Genomic DNA, 21,888 nt, shown 5'->3' with positions numbered 1-21,888 from the left:
CGGCACATCCGTCACATCCGCCCCACCGTCCGGCCCGGGGACGACGCGCTCCGGCGGGTCCCCCGTCCGTTGTCCGCGCACGCCCCGTACCGGGCTCCCTCAACTCCCGTGCACCCGCTGGAGGATGCCTTGTTCCGTCGCCGTACCGCCGCAACCGGTGTGATCCGCCGTCCGGCCGCCGACCGTCCCGGCCACCGGGACGCCGCCGTTCCCCGTGCCCTGCGCGCGGGTCCCGCGCTGCTGTGCGCGGCGCTCGTCCTGACGTTGTCCGCCTGCGATTCCGGCGGTTCGAAGGACGAGGGGAAGGCCGCGTCCGGCCCTTCGGTGATCGCCCCGGGCAAGCCGGGCGAGGCGGCGCGGACCCTGTCGGCGGAGGACGTCCAGGAGCAGGCCGCCGACGACTCCCCCAACTCGGCGGACTTCACCTATGCCCGGATGATGATCGAGCACCACGGCCAGGCCCTGGTGATGACCGAACTCGTGCCCTCGCGGGCCGATTCGACGCAGGTGAAGCGGGTGGCCGCCCGGATCACCGCCGCGCAGAAGCCCGAGATCGGCGCCATGCAGGGCTGGCTGGACAACAACACGGACCCGAAGAAGCCGTCCGGGTCGGGCCATGACCACGGCGAGGGCGGGCACGGCGGGGAGACGCCCGATCCGGGTTCCCACGACCACGGCTCGATGCCGGGCATGGCCACCGAGGCGCAGCTGGCGAAGCTCCGGGCGGCGGACGGGAAGGCGTTCGACCAGCTGTTCCTGAAGCTGATGATCACGCATCACGAGGGCGCGATCACGATGGCCACCGAGGCGCTCTCCGACGGCAACAACGTCCTCGTCGAGGAGATGGCCACCGATGTGGTCGCCCAGCAGACGGCGGAGATCGGCCGGATGCGCGACATGCTCTGACCCGGCACGGCCGGTCCACCGGTCCGGTCAGCTCGGACGGGCCGCACCGATGGGCCCGGGCGGGCCGTCCGGCGGAAAGGCCGGAAGGTCGGGCGACGGCCCGTCCGGGTGGCCGACCCGGCACTCTCAGGGCCCCGTTCGAGTGACGGTCATGGCGCCCGCGTTGACCGCCGGGGCCGTCGGCCCGCCGGGGCCGTCACCCGGCGCGGGCCGCACCGGCCCCGCGCCGGGGCGTGACGGCCCCCTGGAGCGCACGCGGGGGCGCGCGGGCAGCTTCGGGCGCCCTGGGGACGCCAGGCGCCCGGAGGTGCCACGTGTCACGCCACCCGAGGACGCCGACGCGGAGGCGTCCGGGGTCAGCCGTCCGTCCGTCGCGCGGACTGCGCCGCCGAGGCCCGCAGGATCGCGGCGAGCAGCCCGGGGAACAGCGCGTCCAGCTCCTCGCCGCGCAGCCGGTTGTACTTGGCCGTGCCCCGGTACCACTGCTGGATGACACCGGACTCGCGCAGCACCCGGAAGTGGTGGGTGGTCGTGGACTTGGTGACGGGAAGCGGGAAGTGCGAGCAGGGGAACTCGCCGCCGGTCGAAGCCAGTTCGGTGACGACGCTCAGCCGCAGCGGGTCGGAGAGCGCGTGCAGCACTTCCTCCAGGGCGATGTCCTCGCTGCGCGGGTGCGCGAGTTCGCGACTGCTGGCGGCGGTCATACGGCGGCTCCCTGCGTTCTGACGGGTGGCGACATGACGTGACGTGACGCCGCTCCTGACCATCCTACGAGACTGGTTCGACATCCTTCGTAGTTTGACATCTCCCGTACTACGAGGTCTATCGTACTACCAGGCCGACGGGCCCTGGTCCTGCGACCGGGCACCGGGGCGGCCACCCGCCATGGAACACGGATGGAGTCCGTCTTGAGCGCGCTGTTCGAACCCCTCACCCTTCGCTCGCTGACCGTCCCGAACAGGGCCTGGATGGCGCCCATGTGCCAGTACTCGGCCGATCCCACCGGGCCGTGCGCCGGGGTTCCCGGCGACTGGCACTTCGCCCACTACGCCGCCCGCGCCACGGGAGGCACCGGGCTGATCCTGGTCGAGTCGACCGCCGTGAGCCCCGAGGGCCGTATCTCCCCCGCCGACCTGGGCATCTGGAACGACACCCAGACCCGGGCCTTCCGCCGGATCACCTCCTTCCTGACCGCCCAGGGCACGGTGCCGGGCCTCCAGATCGGGCACGCCGGACGGAAGGCCTCCACCGACCGGCCCTGGCGGGGCGGCGGCCCGGTCGGACCCGGGGCCGACGGCTGGCAGCCTCTCGCGCCCAGCCCGGTCCCGTTCGACACCGGGCATCCCGTACCGACGGAGCTGACGACCGGGGGGATCGCGCGGATCACCGGGCAGTTCGCCGACGCCGCCCGCCGGGCCCTCGACGCCGGGTTCCGGGTCGTCGAGATCCATGGCGCGCACGGCTACCTCCTCGGGGAGTTCCTGTCCCCGTACTCCAACAAGCGCACGGACGCGTACGGGGGTTCCTTCACGAACCGGACCCGCTTCGCGCTGGAGGTCGTGGACGCCGTCCGCGCGGTGTGGCCCGACGATCTGCCGCTGTTCTTCCGGGTCTCCGCGACGGACTGGCTGGGCCCGGACGGCTGGACCGCCGACGAGACCGTCCGGTTCGCCGGGCAGCTCAAGGAGCACGGGGTGGATCTGCTGGACGTGTCGTCGGGAGGCAACGCGCCCCGCGCGGACATCCCGACCGGCCCCGGCTACCAGGTGCCGTTCGCGAGCCGGGTCCGGTCCGGGGCCGGGCTGTCCGTGGCCGCCGTGGGACTGATCACGGAGGCCGGGCAGGCCGACAAGATCGTCGCCAACGGCGAGGCCGACGCGGTGCTGCTGGGACGGGAACTGCTGCGCAACCCGTCCTGGGCACGGCACGCGGCCCGTGAACTGGGCGCGGCGGTGCGGGTCCCGGACCCGTATCTGCGCTCCGTCTGACGCACGCCCCCGCGCCGGGCGGTCCGGACCGGACCGCCCGCCGCTAGCGTCGGACCCATGCCCGACTCCCCCGGCAACCCGGACCCCGACCCGCTCCCCGGCACCCCCGACCCGGACCGGCCTCCCAGCGCCGCACGATCCCCCCGGCTCCCCGACGACGTACGGCCCCCGGAGAGCCCCGGTACCCCCGACGCGTCCACGACCGGCACCTTCGCGACCGGCACTTTCGCGGACGTGCTGCGGCGTGGTCCGCTCGTCCTGGACGGCGGGCTTTCCAATCAGCTCGAAGCGGCCGGTGAGCGGCTGGACGGCGGCCTGTGGTCCGCGCGGCTGCTCCTGGACCGGCCGGAGGCCCTTGTCGCGGCGCACCGGGCGTACTACGAGGCGGGCGCGGACATCGCCGTCACCGGGAGCTACCAGGCGACGTTCGAGGGGTTCGCCCGGCACGGGGTGGACCGGCGCGGGGCCGCCGAACTGCTGCGGTCCGCCGTGGCCCTGGCCCGGGAGGCGGCCCGTACCGCCGTCCCCGCCCGCCGGCCGCGGTGGGTGGCGGCCTCGGCGGGTCCTTACGGGGCGATGCTCGCGGACGGCTCGGAGTACCGGGGGCGGTACGGGCTGACGGTCGCGGAGCTGGAACGGTTCCACCGGCCCCGGCTGGAGGCCCTCGCCGCCGCCGCGCCCGATGTGTTCGCGCTGGAGACCGTCCCGGACACCGACGAGGCGCGCGCCCTGGTGCGCGCGGTACGGGGACTCGGGGTGCCGGCCTGGCTCTCGTACAACGTGCGCGGCGACCGCACCCGCGCGGGACAGCCGCTCGCGGAGGCGTTCGCGGTGGCCGCCGACGCGGACGAGGTGGTCGCGGTCGGCGTGAACTGCTGCACGCCCGCCGACGCGGACGCGGCCGTCGCGCTGGCGGCCCGGGTCACGGGCAAGCCGGTGGTGGTCTACCCGAACAGCGGTGAAGGCTGGGACGCGGTACGCGGCGTCTGGACGGGTCCGCGGCGGTTCACGGCCCGCCGGGTGGACGGCTGGCTGGCATCGGGCGCGCGGCTGGTCGGGGGGTGCTGCCGGGTGGGACCCGCCGCGATCGCGGAGACGGCGGCCCGGGTACGGAACGCCACCGGCCCCCTGGGACCGCGCTGACCGCCGCCCGTCCGTACCGGCACGCGGCCGATCCGATCGCCGCCGGTCCGTTACCGGGCCACGCTGTCGCGCCGATCGCCGCCGGTCCGTTACCGGACCGGGCCGCTCCGGCCGTGCGGGCCCGTGCGGATCGCGATCCGGCGGGTCATGGGTGTGGGACCGGGCATCCGGTGCAGACTGACGAGGGTGAGGACAACGCTGTCCGGAGGTGACCGGGTGTGCGCTTCGGCGATCGCAGCGGCGAATTGTACGTCTCCCCGGGCGACGTCGATTCCTGGCGGTCGTTCCTCGCTCCACTCCCGGACATTTCTCGTGTGCGCGCCGCAGTCGCCCCATAACACGGAGCAACAGAGCGCAACTTCAGCCACGTCGGCCGAAAACCGACGTGACGAAAAACATCACGAGGTCTTCATTCCCTTTCGAAACCTGCACACGCTCCAACCCGTTTCTCTAAGGGAGGGATAAAGAACCGACATCCCCTGTCAAGGAAGGAGACCAACCGTGGTCCCCGTATGCCCGTACTGCAAACGCGTGGAGTGCATCTGCCGGGCCCTCGGGGGCGTCACGCCGGGGGAAACGCGTGGCTGTCCCGGGGGAAGGGCGACCGTCGTACGGCGGTACCCTTCGAGCCGCGGAGACGTACACCACTCCGCTTGGTTCACATCGCACACTTGAGCACTCTGGGGGGCGCGGCCGCGTGGCAGCACGACCTTTGCACGAGATCGTCGAAGCGGGCTGGGCCAAGGCCCTGGAGCCCGTGGCCGGACAGGTCTCCCGGATGGGGGACTTCCTCCGCGCCGAGATCGCCGCGGGCCGTACGTACCTGCCGGCCGGACCGAATGTGCTGCGCGCCTTCCAGCAGCCCTTCGACGAGGTACGGGTCCTGATCGTCGGTCAGGACCCGTACCCGACTCCGGGGCACGCCGTGGGACTGTCGTTCTCGGTGGCCCCGGAGGTCCGTCCGCTGCCCGGCAGCCTCCTCAACATCTTCCGTGAGCTGACCAGCGACCTCGGTGTACCGCCGCCGGGCAACGGGGACCTCACCCCCTGGACCCGGCAGGGCGTGCTCCTGCTGAACAAGTCGCTCACCACCGCCCCGCGCAAGCCCGGGGCGCACCGCGGCAAGGGCTGGGAGCAGGTCACCGAGCAGGCGATCCGGGCGCTGGCCGCCCGTGGCACGCCCCTGGTGTCGGTCCTGTGGGGGCGCGACGCCCGGAATGTACGGCCGCTGCTGGGTGATCTCCCCTCGGTCGAGTCCGTCCATCCGTCCCCCATGTCCGCGGACAACGGCTTCTTCGGCTCCCGGCCGTTCAGCCGCGCCAACGATCTGCTCGTCCGTCAGGGCGCCCAGCCCGTCGACTGGCGGCTTCCGTGACCGGCGGCCGTCCCCCGGTACCGGGCATGGCGGGCGCTGTGCTCGCCGTCGACTCGGGTGGTTCCGGGCTGCGGGCGGTGCTCGCCGTCGGCGGGCGGGCGCTGGGCGCCCCGCTGGTCTCGGCGGAGCCGGTCCGTACCGGTGCGCGGGGCATCGATCCCGGGCATCTGCTCGCGCTGCTGCTGCCGATGGCACGTCGGCTGATGGCCGACGCGGGGATCGGCGAGGTACGGGCGGCGGCGCTCGGGGCCGCCGGGATGGCCACCCTCGGGGACGCGCTGCGGGCCGAACTGCCGGAGGCGTTCGCCCGGGAGCTGGGTGTCCGGCGGCTCGCGCTGGCCGCCGACGCGGTCACCGCCTACGCCGGGGCGCTGGGCCGCCGCGCGGGCGCGGTGGTGGCGGGCGGCACCGGCATGATCGCGACGGGGACGGACCTCACCACCTGGCGGCGGGCCGACGGATGGGGTCATCTGCTGGGCGACTGCGGCGGCGGCGCGTGGATCGGCCGCGCGGGACTCGACGCGGCGATGCGGGCGTTCGACGGGCGGCGCGGCGGGTCCGTGGCGCTGCTGGCCCGCGCCGAGGAGATGTTCGGCCCGGCCGGTGAGCTGCCGGGGCTGCTGTATCCCCGCACCGACCGGCCCGCCGTGCTCGCCTCGTTCGTGCCGTCGGTCGCCGCGTGCGCGGAGCGGGACCCGGTGGCACGCGGCATCCTGACGGCCGCGGCCGGGCACATCGTGGAGGCCGCGGCGGCGGTCGCGCCGAAGTCCGGCGACTGCGAGGTGGCGTTCACGGGCGGACTGTTCAGGATGGGCGATCCCCTGCTCGTCCCGCTCCAGGAGGAGTTGTCCCGGCAGTTGCCCTCGGCACGACGGACGGCCGCGGAGGGCGATCCGCTGCACGGCGCGGTACGGATCGCGACGGATCTGGCCGAAGAGCGTCCGGGTCTGCCCGTTGATGACCGCATGCTGCACGTACGTACCGAAAGCGGCGGCTGAGAACGGGCGTCCCACCTGCCCCACCTCCAGATCAACCGGACAAATACGGATGGATGCCGTGCAGCTACCCCCTCCCCGAACGGAGCAGGCCACAAAGCCAGTAGCATGCGGCGCCATGAGCACCCCCACTGGGCCAGCCTCCGGCCTGCCAGTACGAATGCCGCGCCCCCGTCAGTCAGGACGCCACCGCCGCCCTGAACCCGCGGTGGCCCCCGACGGCGCGCCCGCGCTCGTGCTCGCGGTCCCGGGCACCCCCGGTGCGTCCGTGCGGAGCCTCGCCGACGAGGTCGTGAGCATCGCGCGCTCCGAGCTTCCCGGCCTGGACGCCCGGATCGGATATCTCGACGGGGACGACACGGAGTTCCCCACCCTCGCCGCGGTCCTCGCGCGCACCGCGCGGGAACGTACCGCCCGTTACGAGCAGGCCAGGGCCGCCGGTGTCGAGGTCACGGAGCCCGAGGGGCCCGTCGCCGTGGTGGTCCCGCTGCTCGCCGGGCCGGACGGCGCGCTGCTGCGCCGGGTCCGCCAGGGCATCAACGACAGCAAGGTGGCGGCGGAACTGACCGATGTCCTCGGTCCGCACCCGCTGCTCGCCGAGGCCCTGCATGTACGGCTCTCGGAGTCGGGGCTCGCCCGCGCGGACCGGGCGCGGCTGTTCACGGTGGCCACCGCGGCCGACGGGATCATCATCGCGTCCGTGGGCGGCGAGGAGGCCGTGCAGGCCGCCGGGATCACCGGGATGCTGCTGGCCGCGCGGCTCGCCGTGCCGGTGATGGCCGCCGCGCTGGACAAGGAGGGGGCGATCGCGGACACCGCCGAGCAGTTGCGTTCCTCCGGTTCCGCGCAGCTCGCGCTGGCGCCGTACCTGATCGGTCCGGAGATCGACGCGACGCTGCTGGAGGCCGCCGCCAAGGAGGCAGGCTGCCTCGCCGCGGAGCCGCTCGGGGCGTACCCGGCGATCGGCAAGCTCGCGCTGTCGAAGTACGCCGCCACGCTGGGCATCCCGCAGACCGGTGCGGGCGCGCCGCTGCGCTGAGCGGCGAGCAGGCCCGGCAGCACCGCACGGTGGCCGGGCCCGGCGCGCCCGGCACAGGCCGTGCGTGCGGGCGCCGCGCCCCCGGCGGCGTCAGAAGAAGCGGACGCAGGACACCGCGGGGAACTCCAGGGAGCCCGCCCGCACCGGCAGCCCGGTGGCGCCGTCCACGTCGAACCAGGTGATGTCGCCCGAGCGTTCGTTGGCCGCGTACAGCCGCCGACCGGACGGGTCGAGCGCGAGGTCACGGGGCCAGTGCCCGCCGCAGGGCACCGTCGCGACGAGCTCCAGCCGTTCGCCCCCGTCCCCGGCGGCGAACACGGAGATGACGTCCTCGCCCCGGGTGGCCGTCCACACGAACCGGCCGTCGGGCGCGACGACCACCTCCGAGGGGTACGCGTCCCCCTCCGGGGCACCGGGCAGGACCGGGATCTCGGCCAGCGGACGCAGCGCGCCCTCCACCGCCTCCCAGCGGCACACCGTCAGGGTCGGCGCCAGCTCGTTCAGGACGTACACCACCGTGCCCCCGGGATGGAACGCGAGATGACGCGGTCCGCTGCCGGGCCGCAGGGCGATCTCCCGGTGCTGGACGGGCTCGCCCGCCGTGTCCAGCTCGAAGACGCGTACGGAGTCCGTGCCGAGGTCCACGCTCACGGCCCGGCGTCCGCCGGGAACGGCGAGCACCTGGTGGGCGTGCGGGGCGTGCTGGCGCTGCGGGTGCGGTCCGGAACCCTTGTGGGTGAGCACGCCGGAGGGCGCGTCCCCGAGGGAGCCGTCCGCGCGCAGCGGTACGGCGCTCACGCTCCCGGAGCCGTAGTTGGCCGTCAGCACATGCCCCGCGTGCACGGCGAGATGGGTGGGACCGGCGCCGCCCACCCGGACCGGCGCGCCCAGGGGTTCCGGCCGTGCGCCGGTCACCCGGAACGCGGCGACCGCGCCCTCGTCGGTCTCGCTCACCGCGTACAGGGTGGTCCCGTCGGCGGACAGCGCGAGGTACGACGGGTCGGCCACCGCGCCGGTGGTCCCGAGGAGGGTCAGGGCACCGGTGGCGGGGTCGACGGAGGCCGTGGCGATGCCCGGTCCCCCGGCCGCCGTGAACGATCCGATGTACGCCCGCCCGGTGTGCCCGCGCACTGCTGTCCCCTCTCGGCTGCCTGATTGCTGCGCCGACGGTAGCAGCCGGAGGCGATCGGTCTAGACCAAGTCGGGAACGTACTCCCCGCGTGCTCGGGCGAGGCCCTCCGGGTGGTGGACGAACGCGGGCCGCAGCTCGGTCTCGTCGTAGGTGCGGTGGAAGACGGGGGTCGTGCTGCCGGAGAGCGGCGGCACGATCCAGGACCAGTCGGCGCCGACCCGGCGGCCCTGGCTCTCCTCCCGGTCGAGGTGGGTCAGGAAGCGGCGGGACTCGGTGTGGTGGTCGGCGACCGTGACCCCGGCCAGGTCGAAGGAGTGCAGGACGGCGATGTTCAGCTCCACCAGCGCCCGGTCCTTCCACAGGGTGCGGTCGCTGCTGGTGTCGAGCCCGAGTCCGGCGGCGACCAGCGGCAGCAGGTCGTAGCGGTCGGTGTCGGCGAGGTTGCGGGCGCCGATCTCCGTGCCCATGTACCAGCCGTTGAAGGGCGCCGCCGAGTAGCAGACACCGCCGATCTCCAGGCACATATGGGAGATGGCCGGTACGGCGTGCCAGCGCAGTCCGAGTTCGGCGAACCAGGGATGCCCGGGGTGGGTGAGGGGCACCTCGTGGACGGCGTCCTGGGGCACCGGGAACCAGTGCGGTACGCCGTCCGGCCCCTGGGCGATCAGGGGCAGCACGTCGAAGGGGGTGCCGGGGCCGCCGGGCCAGCCGAGGCGCCGGGCGAGGGCGGTCAGACCGGTGTTGGCCGGGTCGCCGAGGACCGTGCCGTCGGGGCGGCGGTAACCGGCGTAGCGGATGAGCTGGTCGCTCCAGATCCGGGGTCCCGGCCGGCCGGGGGCGTCGGGGGCGAACACGGTGATCAGCGGGCGTATCCGGCCGCCCCGGGTGGCCTCGCGCAGATGCCGGACGGCGGCGTCCGCGACCTCGCCGGCCGACCGCAGGTCACGGCGGTCGTCGACCCGCAGGGAGCGCCAGTACAGCCGGCCTATGCAGCGGTTGGCGTTGCGCCAGGCGACCCGGGCGCCGAAGGTGAGTTCCCGCGCGGTGTGGCGGTAGGTGCCCGTCCGTCCGATCTCGTCCTGGATCTCGGCGATCCGAGGTGCGGGGTCGCCCAGACCCTCCTCGGTGTGGTGGAGGGTCAGGAACTCGGTGGCGGCCCGCAGCACGGCGCCGGCCTGTTCGCGGAGCGGTCTCTCAGGTCCGGCGGACCGGTCGGGCCAGGCCGCCGGATCGTCGTGGAGCACCGGGCAGCCCGCCGTCATGGACGCGGTCCGGTACGGGAGGTTCTGCATACCTATCCCCCAACGCCCCGGCCCGCTGCCTGCGGTCCGCGGGCAGCGTGTCGTCGTTGCGCCGCGGGGTCACCCCCGGACGGCCTGATCCACCCCCGTCGGTGCCTCGCGGAACCATTCGTGCCCGCGGACTCCTCCGTCCGCCTCACCGCGCACCCCGGTCACCGCGCTCACCTGCGGAAAGGTCCGGCTACCCAGTTTCGGGCGGGTGAGTCACGGCGGTGCGGGACAGTGCGCGGCCCCCCGACTGGCGGAGAGTGACGGACGCACTCCGGACAGTATCTCCGGGACCCGGCAGGGCGATGCGGGGGAGGGTGCGGGGTGGGGGCGCGGGGGGATCACAGGGGGCGCACAAAGGGGCACATGCGCCCCCCTACGGCCGCGGGCGCGTCTTGGCATGCTGGGGGGCATGACGACGGATTCAAGGGCGCGCGTGCGACAGGCCGTGCTGTTCGACCTGGACGGGACGCTGGTGGACAGCGAGACCAACTACTTCGAGGCGGGGCGGGAGCTGCTGGCCGGGCAGGGGGTGGACGGCTTCTCCTGGGAGGACCATCTGTGGTCCGTCGGGGTCAGTACCCGGGAGACCGTGACCCATTGGAAGGAGCGGTACGCACTCGGCCCGTCCGTGGACGAGCTGCTGGCGGAGAAGAACCGGCGCTATCTGGAACTGGCCCGGACGAACACCCGGACCTACCCCGAGATGCGGAGGTTCGTGGAGCTGCTGCACGGGGCCGGGGTGCCGATGGCCGTCGCGTCCGGTTCGTCGCGTGCGGCGATCGACGCGATCCTCGACGGCACCGGGCTCGGCGGGTTCATGACCGCGACGGTGTCGGCCGACGAGGTCGCCGCGGGCAAACCCGCACCCGATGTCTTCCTGGAGGCGGCCCGCAGGCTGGGCGCGCCGGCGGCCGGCTGCGTGGTCCTGGAGGACGCCGTGCCCGGGGTGCTCGCGGCGCACGCGGCCGGAATGCGCTGCATCGCCGTGCCCTTCCTGAAGGAGCAGGCCGACGACCCCGCGTTCGTCGCGGCGGAGCTGCTGTTCCCGGGCGGTCAGGCGGAGTTCACCGCGACGGCCGCGTACTCCTGGCTCACCGGCGGCGGCTGACCGCGCGCCGTCGGCAGGTCGGGGGCGGTGCCGGTGCCGCCGGGCGACAGGCACGGCGCGGCGGCGTTCGGAGCACCCTTCTCCGTTTTGGTCCAGACCTATTGACGACAGGTCTGGACCAACTTACGGTATGGGCTCGCACCCTCCCCCGACCCCATGTTCCAGGGCCGTACCCCCACGCACCACCACGGCCCGTCCCACCCCACCGGGACCCCGCACGACCCCCACCCCCGCAGCACCCTCACCACCCCTCCTCCCTCACCGTTCCGCGTAAGTCTCCAGGTTCCCCCCACCCAGGAGGTCAGCGTGTCCTTGAGCGATCGTTCCCTCCTGCCGACCTCTTCCGGGGCGCGCCCACCCCACACGGGCGCGTCACGGTGCGAAGGGAGTTCAGCATGATCGGCACCATCGGCCGCAAGCTGCGGCTGCTCGGTATCGGCGCGGCATTGGCGAGCGCGGTCCCCCTGCTGGGCGTCGTGGCGCCCGCGGCGAACGCCGCCCCCGAAAGCGCGGCGGCCACCACCTGTGCGGTGAAGTCGAAACCCACGGGCAAGGTCCTCCAGGGCTACTGGGAGAACTGGGACGGCGCCGCGAACGGCGTCCATCCCCCGCTCGGCTGGATACCGATCGACGACAGCAGGATCGGGCAGCACGGCTACAACGTCCTCAACGCGGCCTTCCCGGTGATCCGTTCCGACGGGACGGTCCTGTGGGAGGACGGTATGGACAACACCGTCAAGGTCCCCACCCCCGAGCAGATGTGCGCCGCGAAGGCGTCCGGGCAGACGATCCTCATGTCCATCGGCGGGGCCGCGGCGGGCATCGACCTCAGCTCCAGCTCGGTCGCGGACCGCTTCGTGGCGACGATCGTCCCGATCCTGAAGAAGTACAACTTCGACGGCATCGACATCGACATCGAGACCGGGCTGGTGGGCAGCGGCAACATCAACACCCTGTCGTCCTCGCAGTCCAACCTCATCCGCATCATCGACGGCGTACTGGCGCAGATGCCGTCCAACTTCGGTCTGACGATGGCCCCCGAGACGGCGTACGTGACCGGTGGCAGCGTGGCCTACGGCTCCATCTGGGGCTCATACCTGCCCGTCATCAAGAAGTACGCGGACAACGGCCGCCTGTGGTGGCTGAACATGCAGTACTACAACGGCAGCATGTACGGCTGCTCCGGCGACTCGTACTCCGCGGGCACCGTCGCGGGCTTCGCCGCGCAGACGGACTGCCTGAACCGCGGACTGGTCATCCAGGGCACCACCATCCGGGTCCCGTACGACAAGCAGGTGCCCGGTCTGCCCGCACAGGTCGGCGCGGGCGGGGGCCATATGTCGCCCTCCCTGGTCGGCCAGGCGTGGAACCGGTACAACGGCGCCCTCAAGGGTCTGATGACCTGGTCGCTGAACTGGGACGGCTCCCGCAACTGGACCTTCGGCGACAACGTGAAGGCCCTGCAAGGCCGCTGACGCTTCCTCAGGTCTCTCCGGGCCGACGTCGTGGGCGGCCCGGAGAACCGGGCGGGGTCACCGGACCGTGGAAGCGGCCACGGTCCGGTGACCCCGCCCACACAGGTACGGAACACCGGTACCCACAGCACAGGTCCCGGGGCCCTTGGCGGGCTCCCGGGACCTGTGCGTACCTGGACTTGACGGTCTGTCAGGTACCGGCCTTGCGGCCGTACACGAACACGTCGTCGCCGTTCCTCAGCATCGACCAGTACTTCTTGGCGTCCGCGGGGCGCAGGTTGACACAGCCGCGTGAGCCGGGCGCGTTCCACATGCTGACGGCCGCGGAGTGGAACGCCTGACCGCCGTCGAAGAACTGCGCGTACGGCATGGCGACGTCGTACAGGCTGGAGTGGTGGTCGATGTTGCGCCAGGTGATCTTCTTGGCGCCGGTGCGGGTCTCGGAGCCGTCGCGGCCCGTACGGACGGGCACAGGGCCGTACTTGAGTGTGTTGCCGTCCTGGATCCAGCTGATCTGGAGCGTGAGGTTCACGCAGGCGATCCGGCCCCTGTTGGTGGGACACTTGCGGTCCCGGTTGGGCTTGTCGCCGACCGCCTTCTGCTTGTTCATCAGATCCATGACGCCCCAGGTCACCGAGCCCGCGTAGCCGGCCGCCGGGGTGATGCCGTGCTTCTTCTGGAACGCCTGGACCGCCTTGCAGTCCGCGGCCGACTGACGGCCGTCGACCGGCCGCCCGAGGAACTTCTCGACCTTCTTCTGGTACGGGCCCGCCTGTGTGGTGCACGACGCGGCCGCCGCGGCCGGAGCCGCACCGAGCGCGAGCGCCAGCGGAGCCATCAGCCCGGCGACCCCCAAGGCGACGCCGGCCCTTCTGCGCATGTCCCCCATGTGAAACTCTCCCCTCCCCGCGCGCGCCGTTCGCGCGTCGGTTCCGCACCCCGTGGCCCATGGCCACGAGCCGTGCCGCGCACCGGATCTCCCCGGCACCACGCATTGTTGGACCCGCCGCGCACGGAAGCCGTTGTACGCGACCGCCACCTGTCACAGAGCCCGGACGCTTGTCACCGATTCGGTACATATGAGCGACACGGGCGCCGCCGTCCGGTTCGCCCCGACGGGGCTTCCCGGGGAACCGGCCCCGGCGGCCGGGACCGGCGGAGCTACCCCACAGCCTCGCGCCAACCCGGCGGGCACACATCCGCGTTGCGGTTCCTTTACCGCCTGTTGACAACTCACCCAGCATCAACTTAGGTATGCCTTACCTAAGCCGAACGGGTGAACCGGAGCCATCCGGAGCCCGATCCTCGCTGCTCAGAAAGGTGCTCACAGGATGAGTGCTGTGCTCTCCACCCGTACCGCCGCCCGCGCCGGCATCGCCGTCCTCTCGGCCGCCGCGCTGACACTCGGTCTCGCTTCCTCCGCCTCGGCGGCGACCGGAAGCCGCACGATCGTCGACGGGTCCACCACCTACAACCTGTCCATCACCGGCCCCAACACGGCGGCGGCCACCGGCGCCAACGTCACGGTGACGGGCACCGGCTACAACTCGTGGCAGGGCATCTACGTCGGCCTGTGCGCGGTGAACGGCACGCAGGGCGCCAACAAGCCGACCCCGTGTCTGGGCGGCCAGGACGAGGCCGGGACCACCGGCGCCTCGTACTGGGTGTCCAACTTCGGCGGCGGCCTCCTCCCGAACAGCTCCACCTTCGGCACGGGCGGCAAGTTCTCCGCGACCATCCACATCAAGGCCGATCTGGGCGGCGGCAACGTCTGCGGCGACACGGTCGACTGCGCCATCGTGACACGTGCCGACCACACCGACAGCAACGACCGCAAGTACGACGTCCACATCCCGGTGACCTTCTCCTAGGACCTCTTGTCCGCGTCCCGCCGGGGCCCGCTCCCGCCCGATCCGGACGAAAGACCCTGAAGGCGAAGCCCCGGGCGGGTTCCGGCACCTCCGTGCCGGGGCCCGCCCTTCGGCGCGTGCGCCGGTCCCGTACGACAAGGAAGCCATGACAGACAACTCATCCCCGCGTTCCCGCGACGGCCGCAGACGCCGCACCCCGGCCCTGATCGCGTCCACCGCGCTCGGCTCGGCGGCCGTGCTCGCGGTCTCGATCGGCGCCGGCGGCCCCGTCCTCGCCGCCGACACCCCCGGCACCGGCACGGGCTCCGGCGGCCAGAAACTCTCCGCGTCGGTCACCAAGGACCTGAACCCCGCCGGCCAGACCATCAGGATCACCGGCAAGGACTACGACGAGACCAAGGGCGTCTACGTCGCCGTCTGCAAGGACAACGGCCCCGGCCGGGCCCCCTCCCCCTGTGCGGGCGGCGTCGACATGACCGGCGGTTCGAAGTCGTCGGCCTGGATCGTGCCCAAGGGGGACTCCCACGCGGGAGAACTCGCCACGGCGTTCGGGCCGGGCGGCACCTTCGACGTCGAGCTCCAGATCGAGGCGAAGAGCACGACGGTCGACTGTGCGGAGGTCGCCTGCTCGGTGGTGACCCGGGTGGACCACCGCGGCTTGGGCGACCGTTCGCAGGACGTCCGTATCCCGGTCACCTTCGCGGCCGGACCGCCGCCCGGCGGGGAAGGCGTCGGCGTCCCCCCGGGCACCGTGTCGTACCACCGGACCGCGGAGTTCACCACCGCCGGGAAGCCGCTGGACGTGCTGCTCCACCCCGAGTCGAAGAAGCTCTACGTCGGCTCCGACAACCTCGCCGACACCGCGGACATCGACGAGCGCGGGCTGTACGTCCTCGACCCCGAGGACGGCAAGGCGCTCGCGCACCTCAACCAGGCTCCCGGCAACCTGGGCACCCCGCGCGCGTCGTCGGTCTCCCGGTTCATCGGCCCGCTGGCCGGTGACGGGGCGCGCTTCCAGTACCCGCTGCGCGGCATCGGCAGCGCCAAGCAGGGCGACACCGCCATGCGGGGCGTATGGCTGGCCGCCGGCGGGACCGTCCACGACGTGGGTCCGGGCACCTCCACCCCGACCGCGGTCCTGGTCGCCCAGGGCAGCAAACTCTCCGAGATCGACCCGAAGGACGGCGCCACCCTGCGCAGTCTCACCCTGGAGAGCGGCAGCCGGTTCGCGGTGGACACCGCCCGGGGCTCGGTGTGGTTCGCGGACTTCCCCGGCGGCAAGCTGTACCGGGTCGACACCGCGACCCTCACCCTGAAGGACACCATCGACGTACCGGACATCGCGAGCGACGCCACGGGCGTCATCGAGGTCGACCCGGAGAGCGGTGCCGTCTGGCTGGGCACCGGGGGCACGATCCTGGTCCTCGGTCCGGACGGAAAGCCCGTGAAGAAGATCACGGACTCGGACCAGGCCATCGCGGTCGCCTTCGACAAATCCAGCCGACAGGCGTTCGTGGTCCGGCAGGACCGCGGTGACCTGAACGAGCCCGGCAACGACAACAACGGCTCGCTCACCACCTACGACACCACCGACCACACGCGGACCACCGAGCCGGTGTCGCTGCCGGGCAACCACGGCCAGGTGGGCGCGGCGGCGGTCACCGTCGAGGCGGGCGGCGCGGTCGTGTACGTGACCCACCCGGCCGAGGGCAAGGTCCTCAAGCTGGTCCGGCGGGTGTCCCCGAAGGTCACCGAGGCGCCCGCCGATGTGTCGGTGGAGCCCGGCGAGAACGTCACGTTCACCGCGCGCGCCGAGGGCACCCCGGAGCCCGCGCGGCGCTGGCAGATCAGCACGGACGGCACCACCTGGAAGGACGTCGAAGGCGCGACGTCCGCCACCCTGGCCTTCACCGCCGAGCTCGCCCAGAACGGCCACAAGTACCGGGCCGAGTTCAAGAACGACGCGGGGACGACCCGCACCTACCCGGTGACCCTGACCGTCGAGAAGGAGCAGGACACCACCGCGGGCACCACCACGGGCACCGACGGCGGCAGCACCGACGGCGGTACGGACGGCGGTTCCACCGAGGGCGGGACCACGGACGGCGGTACGGACGGCGGCAGCACCGACGGGGGTTCGACCGACGGCGGCTCGGACAGCGGCGGCGCCGACGGTGGCGGTTCGGCCGGGGGTTCGGCCGGCGGCTGGGACAGCGGCGGCACCGGTGGCTCCACCGGCGGCTCCGGCTCCGGCGGTTCGGTCGGCGGCGGCGGCAGCGCGGGCGGCTCCACGGGCTCGGGCGGCGTCGAAACGACCGGTGGCGGTGGCGGTGTGCTCGCCTCCACCGGGACGACGGTCCTGTCGGCCGCGGCAGCGGCGGCGGCCCTGACCGCGGCCGGGGCGGTCCTCGTGAGGCGCCGCCGGACGGCCACGGCGAACGGACCGGACTCCGGGACGAGCGGCCCGGCCTCGGTCTGAGCCGACGCGGAGGCGCGCCGACCCCACCGGCGGGCGGTCCTGCCCGGGTGACGATCCCGATCACCCGGGCGGGGCCGCCCGCTTTCCGGTGCCCGCCGAATCCGGCACAGCCCCGGTGTCCGCCGCCCCCGCCGCGACTCCGGTGTCCGCCGTATCCGTCCTGACCCCGGTACCCGCCGTATCCGTCACAGGGCTCGTGTCCGACGCGTCACCCGTTCTCCCGGGCGTCACCGCGTCCTCCGTCACCCGTATCCCGCGCGTCACCCCTGTCCCCCGCGTCCGCCCGTTCCCCGTCGCGCCCGGCGAGGTAGTCGTGCAGCCCGCTCGCCCCCGCGAGCATCGCCCGGGAGCGCAGGGACAGTTCCCGTCCGCGTTCCGCGACGGCCTCCCGCAGCGCCTCCGCGCTGCCGGTGCGCCGCAGCCCGTCGAGGACGCGCGCGATGCGCGGCAGCCGGTAGCCGCCCTGGCGCAGCATCCTGATCATGCGGGCGTCCCTTACCTCCTCGGGCCCGAACCAGCGGTATCCCGTGCCGGGTTCACGTACCGGGGAGAGCAGACCCGCCTTCTCCCACACCCGCAGCGCCGAGGTGCGCACCCCGAGCCGGGCGGCGACCTCCCCGATCCGCAGCCCGCCGCGCGGTACCCCGGCCCGCGAGCGGTCCGGGTCCTCCCCTGCGACCGCCGCGAGCGCCTCGCCCACCGCGAGCATGTCCCGGCGCTGTTCGTGCAGGGCCGCGTGTCCGGCGTCGAGGAGGCTCAGCGCCAGCGCCACGTCGTCCGCGTGGACCGCCCGCATCACCGCGCGGGCCCGGTCCGGACCGTAGCCCCGGGCGAGCGCCCGGTAGGTGAGCAGGGCGCCCCGGTGCCCCTCGTCGAAGCGCCGGTACCCGGACTCGCTGCGCGGGACCGGGGGCAGTACCCCGGCGTCCTCGTAGTTGCGGATCTGCTGGGTGGAGACCCCGGCGCTGCGCGCGAGGTCCACGGACCGCAGGGCCCGCCCCGGATGTGCCCGCCCGCCGGCCGGGGAGTTCTTCACCACGCCGAACAGCATAGGCAGGGACGTCCGCCGGTCGGTGACGGCCGCTCCCCAGGACGGCGTACGAGGCCCGTGGCGGCTGACGAGCGGCGGCGGTCCGGACCGTGCTCACCACGAACCGGGCCACGCAGGCCGTCGGGAGGCCGGGCCACGGCGGCCCGTCACCGGCCGGTCGCGCCGCCCGGCACCGGACCCGCCCCGCCTCCGCCCGCACCCACCTGCGCCGGGCCCGGTCGCCCGGTGTTGTGGCGTGTGTCAGCATTCCGGCATGTCGGGGGCACGGCCGGGCCGGGCTCTGGCACGGTGGCCCTCCCGCGCTGTCCCTCCCCTGAAAGGGCAACCCCCATGCGACACGTCTCCCTGGGCGGGCTCGACGTATCCCGGATCGGCCTCGGCTGTATGGGTATGTCGGCGTTCTACACCGGCGCCGGTACGGACGAGGCCGAGGCGGTGCGGACGATCCACCGGGCCATCGATCTCGGTGTCACCCTGCTGGACACGGCGGAGGTGTACGGGCCCTACACCAACGAGGAGTTGGTCGGACGGGCTCTCGCGGACCGGCGGGACGAGGTCGTGCTCGCCACGAAGTTCGGCATCCTGTCGCACTCGGGTCCGGGCGCGCGGCGCGGTCCCGACAGCTCGCCGCGCAACATCAGGGCGGCCGTCGAGGGGTCGCTGCGGCGGCTCGGCACGGACCGGATCGATCTCTACTACCAGCACCGCGTCGACCCGGACACCCCGATCGAGGAGACCATGGGCGTTCTGGCGGAGCTGGTCGCGGACGGCAAGATCCGGTATGTGGGGCTGTCCGAGGCGGGACCCGAGACGATCCGGCGGGCCCACGCGGCCCACCCGGTCGCCGCCCTCCAGACCGAGTACTCGCTGTGGACCCGGGACCCCGAGACGGACGTCCTGCCGCTGACCCGGGAACTGGGCATCGGCTTCGTCCCGTACTCGCCGCTCGGCCGGGGCTTCCTGACGGGGCGTATCCGCAGCCGTGACCAGCTGGACGACACCGACTTCCGCAAGGACAACCCCCGGTTCAGCGAGGCGAACTTCGAGCAGAACCTGAGGATCGCCGACGAGGTCGAGGCGATCGCGCGGGACGCGGGCGCGACACCCGCGCAGACGGCGCTCGCGTGGCTGCTGGCGCAGGGCGACACGATCGCCCCGATCCCCGGGACGAAGCGGGTGTCACGGCTGGAGGAGAACGTGGCGGCCGACGCCCTCACCCTCACCCCCGAGCAGCTCACCCGCCTCGCGGCACTCTCCGCCCCCTCGGGTGACCGCTACACGGACATGTCCCCGCTGAACCGCTGAACCGGCGCCGCGCTCGCCGAGGAGGACCCCGCCCGGCCGACCGTCTCCTGGACCGATCGCGGGTGACGGACGGGGTACGCGGTTCCGGCGCCGCTTCGGGGGCGCCGACCGGACCCGGTCCCCGCGCCCTCGGAAGAGACCCGAATGCGGGGCGATCATCGGGTTGTTCGACCGACGGGGTGGCCGCTAGGGTCGTCCGTATGACTGCCGGGTCGGCTTCGCGCCGCGCACGAGTAGGGCACCCGGCCTCGGAGTGACTCCGGGGCGGGCGAGAGCCCCGCCGCTCGTTTCTTCTCACGCACCGGTCAGGTGCGTTTCCCCTTCCCCTGAGCACCGCCCACCCCTGCCGGGGCAGCCGGGCGCGCCGGAATCCCGTCGCGTCCCCGCAGCCCTGCCCGGGTGGCCGTGTGCCCTGTTCAGCGGCGAGAAGAACCGAGCGGAAAGCAGCGAATGCCCAACGAGTTCAATGAGCGGATCATCGAAGAGTTCCGCGCCAACCAGGGACGTGTCGGCGGCTGGTTCGAAGGAGCGCGACTGCTCCTGCTGACGACCACCGGACGGCGCAGCGGCGTCCCCCGTACGAGCCCCGTCGGCTGTCTGCCGGACGGCGGTGGGCAGGTGGTCGTCATCGCGTCCGCCGGTGGCGCGGACCGGCATCCCGACTGGTACCACAATCTCGTGGCCGAGCCGAGGGTGACCGTGGAGGACGGGGTCTTCACCTACGAGGCCGAGGCCGAGGTGCTGACCGGCGAGGACCGTGACCGGATGTTCGCCCGCGCGGTCGAGGCGGACGACGGCTGGGCCGAGTACCAGCGCAAGACCGACCGGGTCATCCCGGTCGTGGTGCTGCGGGCGGTCGAGGATGCGCACCGGCTGAACGCGGAGTCGTTCGCCGAGGGGATGAAGGTCGTCCATGACGGGTTCCGCCGTGAACTCGCCATGATCCGCGAGGAGATCACCTCTTCGGGCGCGGGGATCGGCGGTCAGCTCCGGATGAACTGTCTGACCGTCTGCCAGGGGCTGCGCAACCACCATCTGGGCGAGGACACGATGCTGTTCCCGCAGCTCACGCCAGGGCGTCCGGAGCTGGCGCCGGTCATGGACCGGCTCGCGCGGGAGCACGAGGAGATAGCGGAGCTGGCGGAGTCCCTGCGACTGCTGGTCTCGGCGACGGAGACGGAACCCGGTTACCTGCTCCAGGAGTTCGACCGTCTGGCGGCCGAGCTGGAGGCGCATCTGAGGTACGAGGAGGAGCAGCTGATCCCGGTGATGGCGGCGGCCGGGATCTGAGACACGGGCCGCCCCCGGACGAACCGGGTCCGTCCGGGGGCGGCGGGCGCATGGGGGGCGGCGGGTACGGGTGGCCTAGTACTCCACGGCCGGGAGGAGCCCGGTGACGGGGGCCGCGAGGTCGGTCACCTGGCGGAGCTGGTTGAGCTGGGAGGCGCCCTGCGCGACGGTGCCGAGCTGACCGGTGACGGTCGGCATCCGGTGCGCGTGCTCGGGGGTCACCGACTGCGCGGACAGCGCGTCGAGCTGGCCCAGTACGGACGGCACCTCCATCGCGGACGCGGACGCGGCGGTGACGGTGAGTCCGGTGACGCTGGAGGCGAGGGCCACGGCGGCGAGAATACGTCGGGTTGCGGTCATGCCCGGAGCAACGGCCGAGCGGGGGGCTCGGTCACGGCCGGGCGGCCCGGCTCACCCGTGGGGCCCCACCTCGCGGGGCCGCGTGGGAACACCCGTACGACGGACGCCCCTCCCCGGGGTGACGGCCGAGGGGCCGCAGTTCGGGGAGGGGCGCGGGTTCCGGCCGGTCAGGGACAGGCGGCGATGGTGCTGCGGGCGCGCTCGGGGTTGGCGTGCTGCACCTTGCACTGGTCCTCGTCGAGACCGCCGTCGACCAGGCCCCAGCCGGGTCCGGCCAGCAGGACGGTGTCCTTGGCGCCCCGGATGGTGTCCTTGCCGGGTCCGCCCTGGATGACACCGCCCGCCTCCGGGCCGACGCCCTTGGCCTCGATGACGTCGTTCTCGCTGCCGCCGAGCACCCGGCCGCCGAAGTCGATGACACCGGCCGAGATGGTGTCGGCTCCGTCGTTGCCGAAGACCTGGCCGCCGCCCCGGGCGTGCTGGCCCGGGGAGCCGGAGACCGTGCCGACGGTGATGGTGTCCGCGCCCTGGTCGCCGTAGACGGCGGCGCCGTTGTCGGTGGTGCCCATCACGGTGGGCACGATGACGGTGTCGTCGCCCGCGCCCGCCCGGATCGACGCCTGGCCCTCGCGGGGGAGCAGATGGCTGGTCTGGAGGCGGTCGTCGCCGTCGCCGCCGAGGACCTGCGAGTCGATGATGAGGCCCTTGACGCGGATGTTGTCGTTGCCCGCCCCGCCCCAGATGATGACGTTCTCGACGTCGTTCTCGCACTCGATGACATCGTCACCGGGGGTGCCGAACACCTCTTGGCCCGGGGGTACCTCCGCCCCGTTGAGGACGCAGTGGTGCGACGGGAGTCCCTCATGGGCGTGGGCCGGTGCCGTCGTCAGGGACGCGGCGGCGACGAGGGTGGCGGTGAGGGCCAGGCCGCGCACGGCTTGGCGCTGCGGACGAGGCATGAGGCGCATTCAGGTCTCCTGGTGCGAGTGCGGCACGGACGCGCCCACCCTGTCCCCCCATAACCCCCCATTCCGGTACATCCTGGCCGTACATCACCCGCCTGGCCCGCTCCGGTCACC

19 protein-coding genes are annotated in these 21,888 nt (G+C 73.2%); 12 read left to right on the top strand and 7 right to left on the bottom strand.

Translation table 11 applies throughout. The annotated features are described in order from the left end of the window. Window positions 1–162: 162 nt before the first annotated feature. Complete coding sequence (locus OG711_RS34065; RefSeq protein WP_079185151.1) at window positions 163–906, top strand: DUF305 domain-containing protein; 744 nt, start codon at window positions 163–165, stop codon at window positions 904–906. 356 nt (window positions 907–1,262) lie between these two features. Here OG711_RS34065 and OG711_RS34060 read toward each other — a convergent pair whose 3' ends face one another. Beyond that, window positions 1,263–1,610: an ArsR/SmtB family transcription factor gene (locus OG711_RS34060; protein ID WP_266512527.1), complete on the bottom strand. Its 348-nt coding sequence runs from the start codon at window positions 1,608–1,610 to the stop codon at window positions 1,263–1,265. 192 nt (window positions 1,611–1,802) lie between these two features. Here OG711_RS34060 and OG711_RS34055 point away from each other — a divergent pair, with 192 nt between their 5' ends. The 5 genes from OG711_RS34055 to OG711_RS34035 all read left to right on the top strand — a co-directional run bounded on the left by OG711_RS34055 (window position 1,803) and on the right by OG711_RS34035 (window position 7,446). After that, window positions 1,803–2,894 carry an NADH:flavin oxidoreductase/NADH oxidase gene (locus tag OG711_RS34055; protein WP_329562435.1) on the top strand — a complete coding sequence of 364 codons (1,092 nt, stop codon included), beginning with the start codon at window positions 1,803–1,805 and terminating at the stop codon, window positions 2,892–2,894. A gap of 57 nt (window positions 2,895–2,951) precedes the next feature. Then, the gene (mmuM, locus tag OG711_RS34050; protein WP_329562433.1) at window positions 2,952–4,037 is read left to right on the top strand and encodes a homocysteine S-methyltransferase; all 1,086 of its coding nucleotides are present in this window, start codon (window positions 2,952–2,954) and stop codon (window positions 4,035–4,037) included. 697 nt (window positions 4,038–4,734) lie between these two features. Next, a complete protein-coding gene (locus OG711_RS34045) occupies window positions 4,735–5,412 on the top strand; it encodes a uracil-DNA glycosylase (protein ID WP_073794525.1) in 678 nt (225 codons plus the stop codon). 26 nt (window positions 5,413–5,438) lie between these two features. Further along, window positions 5,439–6,410 (top strand): N-acetylglucosamine kinase, encoded by a 972-nt coding sequence (locus tag OG711_RS34040; RefSeq protein WP_329562431.1) that lies wholly within the window; start codon window positions 5,439–5,441, stop codon window positions 6,408–6,410. A gap of 115 nt (window positions 6,411–6,525) precedes the next feature. After that, on the top strand, window positions 6,526–7,446 hold the full coding sequence (locus tag OG711_RS34035; RefSeq protein WP_099281197.1) for a sirohydrochlorin chelatase: 921 nt from the start codon (window positions 6,526–6,528) through the stop codon (window positions 7,444–7,446). Window positions 7,447–7,536: 90 nt separating this feature from the next. Here the strand turns inward: OG711_RS34035 and OG711_RS34030 are convergent, their stop codons facing one another. Beyond that, on the bottom strand, window positions 7,537–8,577 hold the full coding sequence (locus tag OG711_RS34030; protein ID WP_329562429.1) for a lactonase family protein: 1,041 nt from the start codon (window positions 8,575–8,577) through the stop codon (window positions 7,537–7,539). A 60-nt stretch (window positions 8,578–8,637) separates the two neighbouring features. After that, complete coding sequence (locus tag OG711_RS34025) at window positions 8,638–9,870, bottom strand: nitric oxide synthase oxygenase (protein ID WP_329562427.1); 1,233 nt, start codon at window positions 9,868–9,870, stop codon at window positions 8,638–8,640. Window positions 9,871–10,279: 409 nt separating this feature from the next. On the opposite strand from OG711_RS34025, the gene OG711_RS34020 reads away from it, so the two are divergent. Then, a complete protein-coding gene (locus OG711_RS34020) occupies window positions 10,280–10,978 on the top strand; it encodes an HAD family hydrolase (RefSeq protein ID WP_329562425.1) in 699 nt (232 codons plus the stop codon). A gap of 407 nt (window positions 10,979–11,385) precedes the next feature. After that, a complete protein-coding gene (locus OG711_RS34015) occupies window positions 11,386–12,453 on the top strand; it encodes a chitinase (RefSeq protein ID WP_178391200.1) in 1,068 nt (355 codons plus the stop codon). A 190-nt stretch (window positions 12,454–12,643) separates the two neighbouring features. Here the strand turns inward: OG711_RS34015 and OG711_RS34010 are convergent, their stop codons facing one another. Further along, window positions 12,644–13,342: a L,D-transpeptidase family protein gene (locus OG711_RS34010; protein ID WP_329562423.1), complete on the bottom strand. Its 699-nt coding sequence runs from the start codon at window positions 13,340–13,342 to the stop codon at window positions 12,644–12,646. Window positions 13,343–13,784: 442 nt separating this feature from the next. Here OG711_RS34010 and OG711_RS34005 point away from each other — a divergent pair, with 442 nt between their 5' ends. Both OG711_RS34005 and OG711_RS34000 read left to right on the top strand, forming a co-directional pair. Then, the gene (locus OG711_RS34005) at window positions 13,785–14,324 is read left to right on the top strand and encodes a hypothetical protein (RefSeq protein ID WP_073794540.1); all 540 of its coding nucleotides are present in this window, start codon (window positions 13,785–13,787) and stop codon (window positions 14,322–14,324) included. 145 nt (window positions 14,325–14,469) lie between these two features. Next, window positions 14,470–16,803, top strand: a complete 2,334-nt coding sequence (locus OG711_RS34000) for a hypothetical protein (RefSeq protein WP_329562419.1) — start codon at window positions 14,470–14,472, stop codon at window positions 16,801–16,803. 208 nt (window positions 16,804–17,011) lie between these two features. On the opposite strand, the gene OG711_RS33995 is transcribed toward OG711_RS34000, so the two are convergent. Then, the gene (locus OG711_RS33995) at window positions 17,012–17,854 is read right to left on the bottom strand and encodes a TioE family transcriptional regulator (RefSeq protein ID WP_405674337.1); all 843 of its coding nucleotides are present in this window, start codon (window positions 17,852–17,854) and stop codon (window positions 17,012–17,014) included. Between the two features lie 330 nt (window positions 17,855–18,184). On the opposite strand from OG711_RS33995, the gene OG711_RS33990 reads away from it, so the two are divergent. Both OG711_RS33990 and OG711_RS33985 read left to right on the top strand, forming a co-directional pair. After that, window positions 18,185–19,159 (top strand): aldo/keto reductase, encoded by a 975-nt coding sequence (locus OG711_RS33990; RefSeq protein ID WP_329562415.1) that lies wholly within the window; start codon window positions 18,185–18,187, stop codon window positions 19,157–19,159. 450 nt (window positions 19,160–19,609) lie between these two features. After that, entirely contained in the window at window positions 19,610–20,449 is an 840-nt protein-coding gene (locus tag OG711_RS33985; protein ID WP_329562413.1) for a nitroreductase/quinone reductase family protein, read from the top strand. Between the two features lie 75 nt (window positions 20,450–20,524). Here the strand turns inward: OG711_RS33985 and OG711_RS33980 are convergent, their stop codons facing one another. Next, window positions 20,525–20,809 (bottom strand): hypothetical protein, encoded by a 285-nt coding sequence (locus OG711_RS33980; RefSeq protein WP_073794552.1) that lies wholly within the window; start codon window positions 20,807–20,809, stop codon window positions 20,525–20,527. 167 nt (window positions 20,810–20,976) lie between these two features. Next, window positions 20,977–21,777 (bottom strand): hypothetical protein, encoded by an 801-nt coding sequence (locus OG711_RS33975; protein WP_107420580.1) that lies wholly within the window; start codon window positions 21,775–21,777, stop codon window positions 20,977–20,979. Window positions 21,778–21,888: the final 111 nt, after the last annotated feature.

It is taken from the genome of Streptomyces uncialis (assembly GCF_036250755.1).
Classification (GTDB): Bacteria; Actinomycetota; Actinomycetes; order Streptomycetales; family Streptomycetaceae; genus Streptomyces; species Streptomyces uncialis.
This window is presented reverse-complemented; position numbering and strand designations above follow the sequence as displayed.

Bases quoted from the DNA above. Each gene is read 5' to 3' on its own strand.
- OG711_RS34010 (WP_329562423.1), bottom strand. From the start codon at position 13,342: ATGGGGGACATGCGCAGAAGGGCCGGCGTCGCCTTGGGGGTCGCCGGG.
- mmuM (WP_329562433.1), top strand. From the start codon at position 2,952: ATGCCCGACTCCCCCGGCAACCCGGACCCCGACCCGCTCCCCGGCACC.
- OG711_RS34060 (WP_266512527.1), bottom strand. From the start codon at position 1,610: ATGACCGCCGCCAGCAGTCGCGAACTCGCGCACCCGCGCAGCGAGGAC.
- OG711_RS33985 (WP_329562413.1), top strand. From the start codon at position 19,610: ATGCCCAACGAGTTCAATGAGCGGATCATCGAAGAGTTCCGCGCCAAC.
- OG711_RS34040 (WP_329562431.1), top strand. From the start codon at position 5,439: ATGGCGGGCGCTGTGCTCGCCGTCGACTCGGGTGGTTCCGGGCTGCGG.
- OG711_RS34005 (WP_073794540.1), top strand. From the start codon at position 13,785: ATGAGTGCTGTGCTCTCCACCCGTACCGCCGCCCGCGCCGGCATCGCC.
- OG711_RS34000 (WP_329562419.1), top strand. From the start codon at position 14,470: ATGACAGACAACTCATCCCCGCGTTCCCGCGACGGCCGCAGACGCCGC.
- OG711_RS33990 (WP_329562415.1), top strand. From the start codon at position 18,185: ATGCGACACGTCTCCCTGGGCGGGCTCGACGTATCCCGGATCGGCCTC.
- OG711_RS33975 (WP_107420580.1), bottom strand. From the start codon at position 21,777: ATGCGCCTCATGCCTCGTCCGCAGCGCCAAGCCGTGCGCGGCCTGGCC.
- OG711_RS34055 (WP_329562435.1), top strand. From the start codon at position 1,803: ATGGAGTCCGTCTTGAGCGCGCTGTTCGAACCCCTCACCCTTCGCTCG.
- OG711_RS33980 (WP_073794552.1), bottom strand. From the start codon at position 20,809: ATGACCGCAACCCGACGTATTCTCGCCGCCGTGGCCCTCGCCTCCAGC.
- OG711_RS33995 (WP_405674337.1), bottom strand. From the start codon at position 17,854: ATGCTGTTCGGCGTGGTGAAGAACTCCCCGGCCGGCGGGCGGGCACAT.
- OG711_RS34020 (WP_329562425.1), top strand. From the start codon at position 10,280: ATGACGACGGATTCAAGGGCGCGCGTGCGACAGGCCGTGCTGTTCGAC.
- OG711_RS34025 (WP_329562427.1), bottom strand. From the start codon at position 9,870: ATGCAGAACCTCCCGTACCGGACCGCGTCCATGACGGCGGGCTGCCCG.
- OG711_RS34035 (WP_099281197.1), top strand. From the start codon at position 6,526: ATGAGCACCCCCACTGGGCCAGCCTCCGGCCTGCCAGTACGAATGCCG.